Origin of the sequence: Curtobacterium sp. MCBA15_008 (assembly GCF_001865065.1) — a bacterium.
Taxonomy (GTDB): domain Bacteria; phylum Actinomycetota; class Actinomycetes; order Actinomycetales; family Microbacteriaceae; genus Curtobacterium.
Window position 1 is genome coordinate 1 of the sequence record NZ_MJGN01000019.1, and the last position, 14,285, is coordinate 14,285.

Sequence of the window (14,285 nt, forward strand, 5' to 3'; positions counted from 1 at the left end):
GCACCGCGCCTCCAGGCGGTCACGTCAGGACTGCGCTACTGGACGTCCTCGTCGACCCAGTCGAAGGTCTTCGTGACGGCCTTCTTCCAGAGACGGATCTGGCGGTCGCGCTCGGCGTCGTCGAGCTGCGGCTCCCAGCGCTGGTCCTCCTGCCAGTTGGCACGGAGCTCGTCGAGGTTGGCCCAGAAGCCCACCGCGAGACCGGCCGCGTAGGCCGCGCCGAGCGCCGTCGTCTCGGCGACGACCGGACGCACCACCGGCACGTTGAGGATGTCGGCCTGGAACTGCATGAGCTCGTTGTTGGCGGTCATGCCACCGTCCACCTTGAGCTCCGTCAGGTCCACGCCCGAGTCGGCGTTCACCGCGTCGAGAACCTCGCGGGTCTGCAGCGCCGTCGCCTCGAGGGCCGCACGGGCGATGTGGCCCTTGTTGACGTAGCGGGTGAGGCCGACGATGGCACCGCGAGCGTCCGGACGCCAGTACGGCGCGAAGAGCCCGGAGAACGCCGGCACGAAGTACACGCCACCGTTGTCCTCGACGGTCTTGGCCAGCGCCTCGACCTCCGGGGCACTGCCGATGAGACCGAGGTTGTCCCGGAGCCACTGGATGAGCGAGCCCGTGACGGCGATCGATCCCTCGAGGGCGTAGTGCGTCTCCTGGTCGCCGAGCTTGTAGCCGACGGTGGTGAGCAGGCCGTTCTCGGAGCGGACGATCTCGGTACCGGTGTTGAAGATGAGGAAGTTGCCGGTGCCGTAGGTGTTCTTCGACTCGCCCTGGTCGAACGCCGCCTGGCCGAAGGTCGCGGCCTGCTGATCGCCGAGGATGCCGGCGATCGGGACCTCGCGGAGCAGGTTGGACGACTCGACGTGGCCGTAGACCTCGGAGGAGCTGACGATCTCGGGGAGCATCGACTTCGGCACACCGAAGTCGGCGAGGATGTCGTCGCGCCACTGGAGCGTCTCGAGGTCCATGAACAGCGTGCGGGACGCGTTCGTGACGTCGGTCTTGTGGACGCCGCCGTCGACGCCGCCGGTCAGGTTCCAGAGGACCCAGGTGTCGGTGGTGCCGAACAGCAGGTCGCCGGCCTCGGCCTTCTCACGCGCACCCTCGACGTTCTCGAGGATCCACATGATCTTGGTGCCGGCGAAGTAGGTCGCGAGCGGCAGACCGACGATCGCCTTGTAGCGGTCGGTGTCGCCGTCGGCGAGCTTGTCGACGATGGACTGCGTGCGGGTGTCCTGCCAGACGATGGCGTTGTACACGGGCTTGCCGGTCGTCTTGTCCCAGACCACCGCGGTCTCGCGCTGGTTCGTGATGCCGACCGCCGCGACGTCGTGGCGGGTGATGTCGGCGCGGGACAGTGCCTGGCCGATCACCTCGCGGGTGTTGTCCCAGATCTCGGACGGGTCGTGCTCGACCCAGCCGGCCCGCGGGAAGATCTGCTCGTGTTCCTTCTGGCCCACGGAGATGATCGAGCCGGAGTGGTCGAAGACGATCGCTCGCGTGCTGGTCGTTCCCTGGTCGATGGCGACGATGTAGTCGGCCATTGGTGCTCCTTACGGTGGTGCTCGGGTTGGACGGGACGGCCGGTCAGACGACCGGCAGGAGGAAGGTCGACAGGACGGCGGCGAGGGCACCGCCGACGAGGGGGCCGACGACCGGCACCCAGGCGTAGGACCAGTCGCTCGTGCCCTTGCCCTTGATCGGCAGGAAGGCGTGCGCGATGCGCGGACCGAGGTCACGTGCCGGGTTGATCGCGTAGCCGGTCGGGCCACCGAGGCTGACGCCGATCGCGATCACGAGGAAGGCGACGGGGACGGCACCGAGCTCGGCGGGCGCCTTGCCGTTCGTGAGGGCGAGGATGACGAACACGAGCACGAAGGTGCCGATGATCTCCGTGACGACGTTCCAGCCGTAGGAGCGGATCGCCGGGCCGGTCGAGAAGACGCCGAGCTTGGCGGCCGCGTCGGGCTCCTCGTCGAAGTGCTGCTTGTAGGCGAGCCAGACGATGACCGCACCGATGATGGCGCCGATCATCTGGGCGAGCCAGTAGAGCAGCATCTCGCCGATGGTGATGTTGCCGAGGATGGCCTGCGCGAGGCTCACCGCCGGGTTCAGCTGACCGCCCGACTTGTAGGACACGAGCACACCGGCGAAGACCGCGAAGCCCCAACCGATCGTGACCATGAGGAAGCCCGCGCCGAAGCCCTTGGACTTCGTCAGGGAGACAGCGGCGACGACGCCGCCACCGAGGATGATGAGCATCGCCGTACCGACGAGCTCAGACAGGAAATTGACGCCGATGCCGTCCATCGGTGACCTCCAGTGCGTGAGGGTGGGGGTCCGGTGGTGCTGCGCCGGCACTCCCCGTTGAGTGATTGACGCCGAGCATAGTGACGCTGCTTCCCGCGCGGCGATGCGTTGTTGAGGGAAGTGCGGAAAAGTGCACGAACGTGCAGACGGGCTGTGCGCCGGAGGGTGCGCGGGGACCCCACCGTGGAACACCCTGTGCACGAACGTGCACCGGACCCGAACGGGTGAGCGCGGCTGCGATGTAGATTGAGGCAACTCCGGTCGACGACGGCGGCGTGCTGCCCCGCGATCGCCCCTCACCCGTGGAGGTCAGCATGAAGAAGCTCATCAACGATCCGCAGGCCGTCGTCCTCGAGACCGTGCGCGGGTTCGCCCGTGCGCACGCCGGGCACGTCGTCCTGGTGGAGGACCCGATCCACCTGCACCGCGCCGATGCACCGGTGTCCGGCAAGGTCGGCATCGTCAGCGGCGGTGGCAGCGGCCACGAGCCCCTGCACGCCGGGTTCGTCGGCCACGGCATGCTCGACGCTGCAGTGCCCGGCCCGGTGTTCACGAGCCCGACGCCGGACCCCATCGTCGCCGCCACGAAGGCCGTCGACGGGGGAGCGGGCGTGCTCCACATCGTCAAGAACTACACCGGTGACGTGCTCAACTTCGAGACCGCCGCCGAGCTCGCCGGCATGGAGGACATCCGGGTCGAGTCCATCGTGGTCGACGACGACGTCGCCGTGCAGGACTCGCTCTACACCGCCGGCCGTCGCGGGGTCGCCGGGACCGTCGTCGTCGAGAAGTGCGCGGGCGCCGCCGCGGAGCGCGGGGACGACCTCGACGCCGTCGCCGCGGTCGCCCGGCACGTCAACGACGTCACGCGGTCGATGGGGCTGGCGCTCAGCTCGGGCACGGTGCCGCACGCCGGCGAGCCGTCCTTCACGCTGGCGGACGACGAGGTCGAACTCGGCATCGGCATCCACGGCGAGCCCGGTCGCGAGCGCATCGCGATGGCCCCGGCCGACGAACTCGTCGACCGCGTGCTCGAACCGATCCTCACCGACCTGGACGCGCCAGCGGGCTCGAGGCTCCTGCTGCTCGTGAACGGCATGGGCGGCACACCGCTGTCGGAGCTCTACATCGTGTACCGCCGCGCCGCCGAGGTCCTCTCCGACCGCGGGTACGACGTCGCGCGTAGCCTGGTCGGCGACTACGTGACGTCCCTCGAGATGCAGGGGTTCTCGCTCACCGTGACGGTGCTCGACGACGAACTCACCACCCTCTGGGACGCACCGGTGGAGACCCCGGCCCTGCGCTGGGGACGCTGAACCACCGCACCACGACCCCGAGCCCGCCGGGCCGGAACACGAAGGGAACCGCATTGGCGCTCGACACCGCATGGGCCACCGACTGGGTCCGACGCACCGCCGCGACCATCGACGAGCACCGGGCCGAGCTCGTCACGCTCGACCGCGAGATCGGCGACGGCGACCACGGTGAGAACCTCGACCGGGGGTTCCGCGCCGTGCTCGAGGCCGTCGACGCCGGTTCGTTCGACACGCCGGGCGCCGTGCTCAAGGTCGTCGCGACGAAGCTCATCTCGACGGTGGGCGGCGCTGCCGGCCCGCTCTTCGGGACCGCGTACCTCAAGGCCGCCCAGGCGGCCGGTGACGCGACCGAGCTCGACGCGGACGGCCTCGTCGCCGTGCTGACCGCCGCGCGCGACGGCATCGTGTCCCGCGGCAAGGCGGCCGTCGGCGACAAGACGATGGTCGACGCGTGGTCGCCCGCCGTCGACGCCGCCGCAGCCGCGGCAGCCGCTGGCGAGGGCCCCGAGCAGGTGCTCGCCGCCGCCGCGGACGCCGCCGTCACCGGTGCCGAGTCGACCGACGCACTCGTCGCCCACAAGGGCCGTGCGAGCTACCTCGGGGAGCGTGCCGTCGGGCACCGCGACCCCGGAGCGCAGTCGACCGTCTACATCCTCCGCGCGGCGGTGGACGCGACGACGGCCGGGAGCGCCGCGTGACCGTCGGCATCCTGATCGTCTCGCACAGCGCGGCGATCGCGACCGGCACGGTCGAACTCGCCCGGCAGATGGCAGCGGACGTCCCGCTCGTCGCCGCCGGCGGGACCGACGACGGCGGCATCGGCACCTCGTTCGAGGCGATCACCGCCGGTATCGAGGAGCTCGCCGCCGCGGACGCCGTGGTCGTGCTGTGCGACCTCGGGTCGGCCTACCTCACCACCGAGACGGCGCTCGACTTCCTCGACGACGACCTCCGCGCACGCGTGCACGTCTCGCAGGCACCGCTGGTCGAAGGCGCGGTGGCCGCGGCGGTCGCCGCCCAGACGGGTGGTGACGCCGACGCCGTCCTGGCCGCTGCCGCGTCTGCCGCAGCCTCCGAGGCGGACGCGAGCAGCGCCTCCAGTCCGTCCGGTGACCAGCCTGGAGGCACGGTGCCGGCCGCCGGGACCGGCACCGGCGACGACGTGGCCGCGTCCGAGAGCGTCGAACTCGTCAACGAGAGCGGGCTGCACGCCCGCCCCGCGGCGGAGTTCGTGAAGACCGCAGCGAAGTACGAGGCGTCGGTGCGGGTGAACGGCGTGGACGCGAAGAGCCTGCTCGCGATCATGGCGTTGGCGCTGCCGAAGGGCGCGACGGTCACGATCGAGGGTTCGGGTCCCGACGCGCAGGGCGCGGTCGAGGCGCTCGTCGCGCTCGTGCGGTCCGGCTTCGGCGAGTGACCCGGCGCGGCTGATGGCGCAGCCGGTCGACTCGTCGGGCGAGGTCGTGGTGGGAGCGATGGCGATCACGGTCACCGTCCCGCCCGCGTTGCGGTGGCGGGACGAGCGCCGTGGCGAGGAGTTCGAACTCGAGACCATCACCGTCCGGATGCTGCCCGACCGGACACTCGCGGCGAAGGCCTACGGCCGGCCCGTCGCCGGTGGACGTGGGGCGTACGTCTCGTTCCCGGTGCCGGACCGGCCGGAGCTCGCGGAGTTGATCCGGCGGGGTGCTGACCGGGCCGGGGAGCTCTGGGCAGCACACCGCTGATCCCGGGAGCCTCACTCAGGTGATGGAGACGGTGCCGGCGAGGTCGAGGTCGGACGGACCGCCGATCACCCCGGCGTCCGCCAGCAGGGTCGCGCCGAAGACCGCGCTCCAGAAGGTGCGGGCGTCACGACCGACCCCGCTGCCGCTCGCCCAGCCGTGCTCGGCGACCACCCGTTCGAGGTAGCGCTCCGACTGCCGGAACAACACCGCGAGGAGCAGCCGCACCCGCTCGCGCTGCCCGTCGTCGTCGCCGGTCGCCGCGAGTGCCCGGACGACGAGGAGCGTCGACGGCATCGCCAGCGCCGTGCGTGCGAGCGTCTGCCGGAAGGTCTCGGCCGACCGGGCGCGTCGCCCGACCGCCTGCAACCGCGTGGTGTCGCGGAGGAAGAGCGCGAACGACGCGTCGAGCACGAGACGGTCCTTCGAGCCGAAGTGGTGCGTGATCTGGTTCGGGTACACCCCGGCCGCGCGGGCGATCTCGCTGACCGTGACGGTCCGACGGGGACCGCCGTCTCCGGCGGTCGCGGTGAGCAGTCCGGCGGTCGCTGCGAGGATCTTCGCCCGGGTCGCCGCGCCGCGTGCCGTGCCGGGCGCGTCCGTCGTGGTTGCCATGCCGGAATTGTACGTGGTACAACTCAACTTGTTCAACGTACAAGAAGGAGTCTTCCGTGGACATCTCCATCACCGGCTACGGCGCGGTCTCCCCGTTCGGCCACGGCGTCGACGTCCTGTGGGACGCACTCGTCGCCGGGCGCTCGGGCGTGCACGTCCTCGAACGCCCGGGCGCACTGTGGGCGCAGGTCCCGATCCTGGTGGGGGCGGACGCCGCGCTGGACGCGGACGGTGCCCTCGGTCGGGTCCGTGCCGCCCGGCTCGACCGGAGCCAGCAGCTCGCGCTCGTCGCCGCGGAGGAGGCCTGGGCGGACGCCGGGGCGCCGGCGGTCGAGGGCGACCGGCTCGCGGTCGTCGTGGGCACCGGCATCGGGGGAGTGGAGACCCTGCTGGACGCCCACGACGTGCTCGGTGCATCCGGCGCCCGGCGGGTGTCACCCCGCACGGTGCCGATGCTCATGGCCAACGGCGCGGCAGCGCAGATCAGCATCGCGTTCGGCGCACGAGCCGGGGCGTACACCACGGTGTCGGCGTGCGCGTCCGGGGCCGAGGCGATCGCGATGGCCGCTCGGCTCATCGTCACCGGCGAGGCCGACGTGGTGATCGCCGGCGGGACCGAAGCCGCCGTCACGCCGGTCACCATGGCGTCCTTCGCGCAGTCCCAGGCGCTCGCGAAGCCGGGCGACGACGACCCGACGACACTGTCGCGGCCGTTCGACGTCTCCCGCCGCGGGTTCGTCCTCGGTGAGGGTGCCGGGTTCGTCGTGCTCGAACGCGCCGCGCACGCAGCAGCTCGTGCCCAGCGGTCGCACGGCACGCTCGCCGGGTGGGGGGTCACCTCGGACGCTCACCACATCACGGCGCCGCTCGCCGACGGCAGCGAGCAGGAACGTGCCATGACCGCGGCGATCCGGATGGCCGGGCTCACCGGCGCGGACATCGACCACGTCAACGCGCACGCGACGAGCACGCCGGTCGGGGACGTCGGCGAGGCCGCTGCCATCGCCCGCGCGGTCGGCACCGGAGCGCTCGTCACCGCTCCGAAGAGCGCGATCGGCCACATGTTCGGGGCAGCCGGCGCGGTCGAGGCGATCCTGTCCGTCCGGGCGATCGAGACCGGGGTCGTGCCAGCGACGCTCAACCTGGAGCACCTGGACCCGGCGGTCGACCTGGACGTGGTGTCCGGTTCGGCGCGGACGGCTCCGATCCGGTCAGCGCTCGACAACTCGTTCGGGTTCGGCGGTCAGAACGCGTCGCTGGTGTTCACCGCGGCGTGACGGTCGGCGAGAGCTCCTGCAGCCCGGTGACCCGGAGGAGGTCGAGCTTCGCGGCGTCCTCGGTGCCGGGCACCGCGGTGTAGACGACGATCCGCAGGTCGCCGCCGGGCACGCTCAGCACGTCGCAGTCGATCTCGATCGGCCCGACGGGCGTGGTCACGGTCTTCCGGCTCGCCCGGTGCTCGGCGATCCGGCCGGTCTCCCAACGCCGCTCGAACTCCGGCGACTCCCGACGGAGCCGCGCCACGAGCTCGGCGAGGCCGCGGTCGGCGGGGTACCGACCGACCGCGGCGCGCAGGTCGGCGGCGAGGTCGCTCGAGAACTCCTCCTGGTGGGTGTCGTCCCACGCGACGCCGTCGTGCCCGTGCATGAAGTGCCGCCAGACGAGGTTCCGCTCGATGCCGGCGTACTGCTCCGGGTCCCCGTTGAGCGCCGCCCAGAGGTCGTTCCACAGGACGATGTCGTGCGTCGCCGTGAAGACCGCGAGCGGCACGTCGCCGAGCCGGTCGACGATCCGCTGGACCCCCGGGGTGACGTGCCGGGGGACGACCTGGCGGGACGGCGCGGCGGCGCCGGCGACGCGGAAGAGGTGGTCGCGCTCCTCGACGGAGAGACGGAGTGCCGTCGCGAGCGCGCCGAGCATCTGCGGCGACGGGTTCGTGGCGCGTCCCTGCTCGAGCCGGATGACGTAGTCGACGCTCACCCCGGCGAGGGCGGCGAGCTCCTCGCGGCGGAGCCCGGACGTCCGGCGACCGGCACCCGCGGGGAGCCCCACCTCCTCCGGACGCACCCGGTCACGCCAGGACCGCAGCACACTCGCGAACTCGCTCATGCCCACCATCATCGCCCCGCGCACGACGTCCTCCCTGGTACTGCCGGTCCCACCGTCGTGCGGTGCCTGGGGGAGCGCGGCGCTCGGGCGCAGGCTGGACGCATGACAACGACACTCATCACCGGAGCCAACCGCAGCCTGGGACTCGAGACCGTCCGGCGCCTGGTCGAGGCGGGACACACCGTCCACGCCGGCATGCGCGACACCAGCCGCGGCGACGAGGCCCGTGCCCTCGGCGCCCACGTCGTCCAGCTCGACGTGACCGACCAGGACAGCATCGACCGCGCGGTCGCGGCCATCCCGGCGCTCGACGTCCTCGTGAACAACGCCGGGGTGCTCGGCACCTCGTTCGGCGTGGACGACCTCGACGCCGACGCCATCGCCTCCGTGCTCGACACGAACGTCACCGGCGTGGTCCGGGTCACCCAGGCGGCGCTGCCGAAGCTGCGGGCGTCGGCGAACCCGGTCATCGTGAACGTGGCGTCCGGCGTCGGCTTCGCCAGGTGGCTCACGACGCCCGGCCGCGACGAGTTCCCCGTGCCGTCGATCCCGTACGCGGCGTCGAAGGCCGCGCTCATCGCGCTGACCGTGCAGTACGCGAAGAACCTGCCCGGGTTCCGCGTGAACGCGAGCGACCCCGGGTACACCGCGACCGAGTTCAACGGGTTCGGCGGGCACCAGACCGTGACCGAGGGCACCGACGCGACGGTGGCGCTGGCCACGATCGGGACGGACGGGCCGACGGGCGAGTTCCACGACCGCGAGGGCCGCGTCGAGTACTGAGCACCGCCTGCGGCGCCGCGCCGCGGGTCGGACCCCGGGCACGGCGCCGCGGGTCGGGCCCCGGGGCACGGTGCCGCGAGTCGGTGCCGTGCCTCAGCCCTTCGTGCCCGTCGTGGCGATCCCCTCGACGAACTGCCGCTGCCCGATGAAGAACAGGATGATCATCGGCACCGTCGTGATCACCGATGCGGTCACGATGAGCTCCCAGTGGAACTCGCCGCCGAACCCGAACTGGTCGACCATCGCCTTCAGCCCGCGCGGCACCGTGAAGGTCGACGAGTCGCGCAGGTAGATGAGCGGCTTCATCAGGTCGGTCCAGCTCGCCTGCGCCTCGAACAGCGCGGTCACGACGAGCGCCGGCTTGCAGAGCGGGAGGGCGACCGACCAGAACACCCGGAAGTTCCCGGCTCCGTCCACCGTCGCCGCGTCGAACGTGTCCCGGGGCAGCCCCAGGAAGAACTGGCGGAGCAGGAACACGTAGAACGCGGACCCGAACAGGTTGCCGGCCCACAGCGGGGTCAGCGTCCCCGACTGCCCGAGGGTGTTCCAGATCATGAACGTCGGGATCATCGTGACCGCGCCGGGCAGCATCATCGTCGCGAGGACCAGCCCGAACAGCAGGTTGCGCCCGCGGAACCGGAAGTACGCGAAGCCCCAGGCGACCATCGCCGAGGTGAACGTCACGGCCACGGTGGCGAGCAGGGTGACGACGAGCGTGTTCACGATCCACAACGCCATCGGTGCCGTCTGCCAGATCGTCACGTAGTTGTCGAACGTGAACGTGCGGGGGATCAGGGCGTTGTCGAACACCTGGCTGCGTGGCTTGAACGACGCGCTCACCAGCCAGAGGAACGGGTACAGGAACACGACGGCGCAGACGACCAGCGCGGCGACCGTCAGCCCGCGGCGCCAGCCGCGGCCGGAGCCGCGGTCGGGGCGGACCGCGGCGACGGCACCGGCCCGCACCGAGCGGGGTGGGACCGGCCCGGCGCCGACGCCGGCCGTCGTGTCGGGGGAGGCCGCGCCTCCAGGCAGGGTCCCGGCGCTCATGCGTCACCGCCTTCGTAGTGGACGAGCCGTCGCGAGACGCGGATCTGGACGATCGTGACCGCGAGGATGATGACGAACAGCACCCAGGCCATCGCCGAGGCGAAGCCCATGTGCAGGTACTCGAATCCCTGCTGGAACAGGTAGATGACGTAGAACAGGGCCGCGTCGTTGCCGTAGGCGGAGCTCGACGCCCCGAAGAACGCGGTGTACGACTCGGTGAACGTCTGGAACGACGCGATCGTGGTGACCACCGTCACGAAGAAGACGGTCGGACTGATCAGGGGGAGCGTCACCCGGAGCGTCCGCTGCCAGGGGCCCGCGCCGTCGAGGGTCGCCGCCTCGAGCAGGTCGGTCGGGACGGCGCGGAGGGCGGCGAGGAAGATGACCACGCTCGCGCCCACGGTCCAGAGGCTCATGATGACGAGACCGGGCTTCACCCACGCGGGGTCGGTGGTCCACGCCGGTCCGTCGATGCCGACCAGCGCCAGCGCACGGTTCACCAGGCCGTCCTGCCCGTTGAACACCAGGAGGAACAGGGCGCCGACCGCCACCGCCGGGGTCATCTTCGGCAGGAAGAAGACCGTCCGGAAGAAGCCGGACGACCGACCGGCGCGGGCCAGCAGCAGCGCGAGCGCGAGGGACACCAGGACGTGCGCCGGCACCTCGAGCACCGTGTAGAGCACCGTGTTGCCGAGCGAGAGGGCGACCTTCGGGTCCTGGAAGAGCTCGACGTAGTTGTCCCAGCCGACCCAGCGGGCCGCGTGCAGGACGTCGTAGTCGGTCATCGACAGCCACGCGCTCTGCAGGATCGGCCAGAGGGTGAAGACGAGGAAGCCGATGATCCAGGGGCTGATGAAGAGCAGGGCGCTGGTGGCCTCGCGGCGGCGCCGTCGGCGGACGCCGGGCCGGGCCGGCGGCGCGGGAGTGGGCCGCTCCGCTCCGGGCGGCGTGGCCGCCGCGGGGCGCTGGATCGTGGTCATCGTCGTCCTTCCTCGGCCCAGGCGTCGTCGAGCGCCCGCTGGGCCACCTGCTGCGCACGGGCCATCGCGCGCTCCGGGGTGTCCTGCCCGTTGAGCACGCTGTTCACCCCGTCCTGCCACGCCTTCGCGAACTCGGCCGCCGCGGGGTTCGCCGGGGCCGAGACCGCTCGGTCGTTCGCCGTGTAGATCGCCCGGACGGCCTGGACCCACTGGTCGTCGGACGACCGGCCCTGCGCCGACGCCTGGTCGAGTGCGAGCCGCTCGATGCGGGCGTCCGCCGTGCGGTTCGCGGTCAGCAGGCCCGTGAACTGCTTGTGGGTCTTCGCGCCCTCCCGGATCCGCGCCTTCGCGGCGTCGAGCCACGCGTCGACGCTCGTCATCGTCACCGCGTACCGGCAGGCGAGTTGCGGGTCGCGGGCGTTGACCGGGACCGCCCAGGCGCTGCCGCCGGCGAACGCGATCGGCTGCCCCTTCCGGTCGCGGAACGCGTCGAACTGCAGGCGCACGTCGGGGCTGACGTCCTCGAGCACGTTGACGTACCAGTTGTCCATCGGCTCGGCGCCGAGCTTCCCCGCGGCGAACGGGTTGTCCTCGCCGAACAGGTCGGCCGCGTCCCGCACCGCCTTCACCCGGTCGAAGCCGCCCTCGGGCTCGGTCAGCGAGACCGCGTGCGCGAGGGCCTCGACCACGGCCGGGTCGTCGAGCTGCGCCGTCCGTCCGTCCTCCGAGATCGGCCGGGTACCGTTCGCCAGGGTCCAGAGCCAGAAGAAGTCCGGCAGCTTCGCGTCGACCCCCACCACGTCGAGGCGCTTGCCGGTCGTCCGGGTCATCGCCTCGTTCGCCGCCGTCATCGCCGACCAGTCCGAGCCGTTCACGTCCGCCATCGACAGCCCCGACCGGTCGAGCAGGTCCGTCGACGCCATCGCGATCTGCAGCTGGTTGAACTCGGGGACGCCGTAGACGTGCCCGCCGTGCGAGACCTGGGCCACCGCGGAGTCGCGGAACTGCGCCGTGTCGGTGTCCGAACCGGCGAGGCACCGGTCGAGGGGGAGGAGCGCACCCTGCGTGGCGAGGGACCCGATGTCGTCGCGCGAGGCGTAGACGAGGTCCGGTGGGTCGCCGGCCGCGACCGCGGACAGGAACGTCTGGGTGTCGAGCGCGCCCTCCGCCATCGAGACGCGGACGTCCCCGCCGAGGGCGGCCCGGGCGTCGCGGTCGCGGACCGTCGCGACGTCGTCACCGAGGCCGAAGCCCATCACGTCGAGGGTGCCGGTGAGGTGGGCGTCGAGCGAGTAGTCCACGTCGCGGTCGTCGCGCGGCTGGATGCCGGAGGCGCAGCCCCCGAGGACGAGGGCGATCACCGCCGCGGTGCCGAGGGCTGTGGTGGTGGTCGTCGTCTGCTTCCGGCGCACGGACACCGTTCCTCCATCCCCGCACCCGCCGTTGGGCGCGACCCCTGCCCCTCCTTCTACCGGGGTTCGGCGGCCGGGGGACCGGCGCGGGCGCGTGGCCCGCGCTCCGTGGACAAGCGCGGCCCCGGGGGCCGGCCCCCACCTCAGCTGTGCTCCGTCGACCAGCGGGTCAGTCGTGCACGTCGGCCCCGAAGCCGGGGCCGGGCCGCATCATCCACCCGTCGGCGTCCGGCAGCGGCCGGAACCCGAACCGCTCGTAGAGGCCGTGCGCATCGGCCGTGAACAGCGCGAACCGCTTCAGCCCGAGCGGCTCGATCGCCGCCGTAACGCCCTGCACCAGCGCGACGCCGACACCGCGCCCGCGGGTGTCCGGGTCGACGAAGACGTCGGCGAGCCAGCCGAAGGTCACACCGTCCGTGATGACGCGGGCGTACCCGAGCTGCTGCCCGGTGGCGTCGTCGTACACGCCGAAGTTCCGCGACCCCGCGATGAACGCCTCCTGCGTGGCGCGGTCGCGTCCGCGGGCCCAGTAGGACTCCTCGCTCAGCCAGCGGTGCACACGGGCGACGTCGAGGTCGGCGGGGTCGTCGGAGAAGCGCAGTCCCATCCGCCCAGTGAACCGGGGGTCCGGTCCCGGGACAACGGCCGATCCCGCCACGGTGGACCCCGGCAGCGTCGCCGGCGTGGTCACCGGCAGCGCGGCCGGTGTCGTCAGCGGCGTCGTCGCCGGCCTGGAGGCCCGGGGTGCGTCCGCCCCGTCGCCTCCGTCAAACGGGCGGTCGGGTGGCGACGGGCGCGTGTCGGCTCGGCCGTGGGGCGCGTGCCCCTGACCCGGTCGAGCCTCTGTCAGGATGACCGGATGCGCGCAGTGCAGTACGACCGGTTCGGTGCCGTCCCCGCCATCGTCGACCTCCCCGACCCCGTCGCCCCGGAGGACGGGGTCGTCGTGCGCGTCGCCGCCACCGGTGTGTGCCGGAGCGACTGGCACGCCTGGAAGGGACACGACGACTCCGTCCGCCTGCCGCACGTGCCGGGTCACGAGTTCGCCGGGGTCGTCTCCTCGACCGGGTCGGCGGTGACGCGCTTCTCGGTCGGCGACCGGGTGACCGCGCCGTTCGTCTTCGCGTGCGGCACCTGCGCGGAGTGCCGGGCCGGCGCCACCCAGGTGTGCACGCGCCAGCAACAGCCGGGCTTCACCCTGCCCGGCTCGTACGCCGAGTCCGTGGTGGTGCCGCACGCCGACGTGAACCTCGTCGGGCTGCCCGACGCCGTCGGCTTCGCCGAGGCCGCGGGACTCGGCTGCCGCTTCGGCACGGCGTACCACGCGCTGCACGCCCGCGGACGGGTGGCCGAGGGGGAGTGGGTCGCGGTCTTCGGGTGCGGTGGCGTCGGCCTGTCGACCGTCATCGTGGCCGTCGCGGCCGGCGCCCGGGTCATCGCGACCGACGTCGCACCCGCCGCCCTGGCACGGGCCGAGGCGCTCGGAGCCGTCGTGGTCCCGATGGACGCCGACGTCGTCGCCACCGTGCGGGCCCACACCGACGGTGGCGCGCACGTCTCGGTCGACGCGTTCGGCAGCCGTGCGACCTCCGTCGCCGCCGTCGCCTCGCTGCGTCCGCGAGGGCGGCACGTGCAGGTCGGGCTGCTGCTCGACGACGAGGCGACGCCCGCGATCCCGATGGGCCGCGTGATCGCGGAGGAGCTCGAGCTGCTCGGCAGCCACGGGATCGCCGTGGGTGAGTACGCCGCGATGCTCGACGACGTCGTCACCGGACGGCTGCGACCGGCGGAGTCGATCGGTCGGACGATCGGCTTCGAGGACCTCCCGGCCGCGCTCGTCGCGATGGACGGGCCAGCCACCTCGGCGGGCATGACCGTCGCAGTCGTCTGACCGTCGCAGTCGTCTGACCGTCACAGTCGTCTGACCGTCGCGCTCGGCAGCGGGATCACCCGGACCGGGCGGTGTCACCGGTCCGCCGATCG

Annotated in this window: 15 protein-coding genes; 7 read left to right on the forward strand and 8 right to left on the reverse strand. The window is 72.3% G+C overall.

What is annotated here, in order from left to right:
- Nucleotides 1-35 precede the first annotated feature (35 nt).
- Nucleotides 36-1,547, reverse strand: a complete 1,512-nt coding sequence (glpK, locus tag BIU96_RS09555) for a glycerol kinase GlpK (protein ID WP_071292389.1) — start codon at nucleotides 1,545-1,547, stop codon at nucleotides 36-38.
- Nucleotides 1,548-1,590: 43 nt separating this feature from the next.
- A complete protein-coding gene (locus BIU96_RS09560; protein WP_071292390.1) occupies nucleotides 1,591-2,313 on the reverse strand; it encodes an MIP/aquaporin family protein in 723 nt (240 codons plus the stop codon).
- A 314-nt stretch (nucleotides 2,314-2,627) separates the two neighbouring features.
- Between BIU96_RS09560 and dhaK the strand changes: the two genes are divergently transcribed.
- Genes dhaK through BIU96_RS09580 form a run of 4 tightly spaced genes read left to right on the forward strand, consistent with a single transcriptional unit; the run spans nucleotide 2,628 to nucleotide 5,356 of the window.
- Entirely contained in the window at nucleotides 2,628-3,629 is a 1,002-nt protein-coding gene (gene dhaK / locus BIU96_RS09565; RefSeq protein ID WP_071292421.1) for a dihydroxyacetone kinase subunit DhaK, read from the forward strand.
- Nucleotides 3,630-3,682: 53 nt separating this feature from the next.
- The gene (gene dhaL, locus BIU96_RS09570; protein WP_071292391.1) at nucleotides 3,683-4,327 is read left to right on the forward strand and encodes a dihydroxyacetone kinase subunit DhaL; all 645 of its coding nucleotides are present in this window, start codon (nucleotides 3,683-3,685) and stop codon (nucleotides 4,325-4,327) included.
- Nucleotides 4,324-5,046 carry a dihydroxyacetone kinase phosphoryl donor subunit DhaM gene (gene dhaM, locus BIU96_RS09575; protein WP_071292392.1) on the forward strand — a complete coding sequence of 241 codons (723 nt, stop codon included), beginning with the start codon at nucleotides 4,324-4,326 and terminating at the stop codon, nucleotides 5,044-5,046. Before dhaL ends, dhaM begins: the two co-directional genes overlap by 4 nt.
- A gap of 13 nt (nucleotides 5,047-5,059) precedes the next feature.
- A complete protein-coding gene (locus BIU96_RS09580; protein WP_071292393.1) occupies nucleotides 5,060-5,356 on the forward strand; it encodes a hypothetical protein in 297 nt (98 codons plus the stop codon).
- Between the two features lie 15 nt (nucleotides 5,357-5,371).
- Here BIU96_RS09580 and BIU96_RS09585 read toward each other — a convergent pair whose 3' ends face one another.
- Nucleotides 5,372-5,968 carry a TetR/AcrR family transcriptional regulator C-terminal domain-containing protein gene (locus BIU96_RS09585; RefSeq protein WP_071292394.1) on the reverse strand — a complete coding sequence of 199 codons (597 nt, stop codon included), beginning with the start codon at nucleotides 5,966-5,968 and terminating at the stop codon, nucleotides 5,372-5,374.
- Between the two features lie 56 nt (nucleotides 5,969-6,024).
- Between BIU96_RS09585 and BIU96_RS09590 the strand changes: the two genes are divergently transcribed.
- The gene (locus BIU96_RS09590) at nucleotides 6,025-7,245 is read left to right on the forward strand and encodes a beta-ketoacyl synthase (RefSeq protein ID WP_071292395.1); all 1,221 of its coding nucleotides are present in this window, start codon (nucleotides 6,025-6,027) and stop codon (nucleotides 7,243-7,245) included.
- Here BIU96_RS09590 and BIU96_RS09595 read toward each other — a convergent pair.
- The gene (locus tag BIU96_RS09595; RefSeq protein WP_071292422.1) at nucleotides 7,232-8,077 is read right to left on the reverse strand and encodes a helix-turn-helix domain-containing protein; all 846 of its coding nucleotides are present in this window, start codon (nucleotides 8,075-8,077) and stop codon (nucleotides 7,232-7,234) included. The genes BIU96_RS09590 and BIU96_RS09595 overlap by 14 nt on opposite strands.
- Nucleotides 8,078-8,179: 102 nt before the next feature.
- Between BIU96_RS09595 and BIU96_RS09600 the strand changes: the two genes are divergently transcribed.
- Complete coding sequence (locus BIU96_RS09600) at nucleotides 8,180-8,860, forward strand: SDR family NAD(P)-dependent oxidoreductase (RefSeq protein ID WP_071292396.1); 681 nt, start codon at nucleotides 8,180-8,182, stop codon at nucleotides 8,858-8,860.
- A 93-nt stretch (nucleotides 8,861-8,953) separates the two neighbouring features.
- Here the strand turns inward: BIU96_RS09600 and BIU96_RS09605 are convergent, their stop codons facing one another.
- The 4 genes from BIU96_RS09605 to BIU96_RS09620 all read right to left on the reverse strand — a co-directional run bounded on the left by BIU96_RS09605 (nucleotide 8,954) and on the right by BIU96_RS09620 (nucleotide 12,909).
- Entirely contained in the window at nucleotides 8,954-9,910 is a 957-nt protein-coding gene (locus BIU96_RS09605) for a carbohydrate ABC transporter permease (RefSeq protein WP_083402795.1), read from the reverse strand.
- Nucleotides 9,907-10,890 (reverse strand): carbohydrate ABC transporter permease, encoded by a 984-nt coding sequence (locus BIU96_RS09610; RefSeq protein WP_083402796.1) that lies wholly within the window; start codon nucleotides 10,888-10,890, stop codon nucleotides 9,907-9,909. Before BIU96_RS09610 ends, BIU96_RS09605 begins: the two co-directional genes overlap by 4 nt.
- Nucleotides 10,887-12,302, reverse strand: a complete 1,416-nt coding sequence (locus BIU96_RS09615; protein ID WP_071292425.1) for an ABC transporter substrate-binding protein — start codon at nucleotides 12,300-12,302, stop codon at nucleotides 10,887-10,889. Before BIU96_RS09615 ends, BIU96_RS09610 begins: the two co-directional genes overlap by 4 nt.
- Nucleotides 12,303-12,471: 169 nt before the next feature.
- Entirely contained in the window at nucleotides 12,472-12,909 is a 438-nt protein-coding gene (locus BIU96_RS09620) for a GNAT family N-acetyltransferase (RefSeq protein WP_071292397.1), read from the reverse strand.
- A gap of 252 nt (nucleotides 12,910-13,161) precedes the next feature.
- Between BIU96_RS09620 and BIU96_RS09625 the strand changes: the two genes are divergently transcribed.
- Nucleotides 13,162-14,193: an alcohol dehydrogenase catalytic domain-containing protein gene (locus BIU96_RS09625; RefSeq protein WP_071292398.1), complete on the forward strand. Its 1,032-nt coding sequence runs from the start codon at nucleotides 13,162-13,164 to the stop codon at nucleotides 14,191-14,193.
- Nucleotides 14,194-14,285 lie beyond the last annotated feature (92 nt).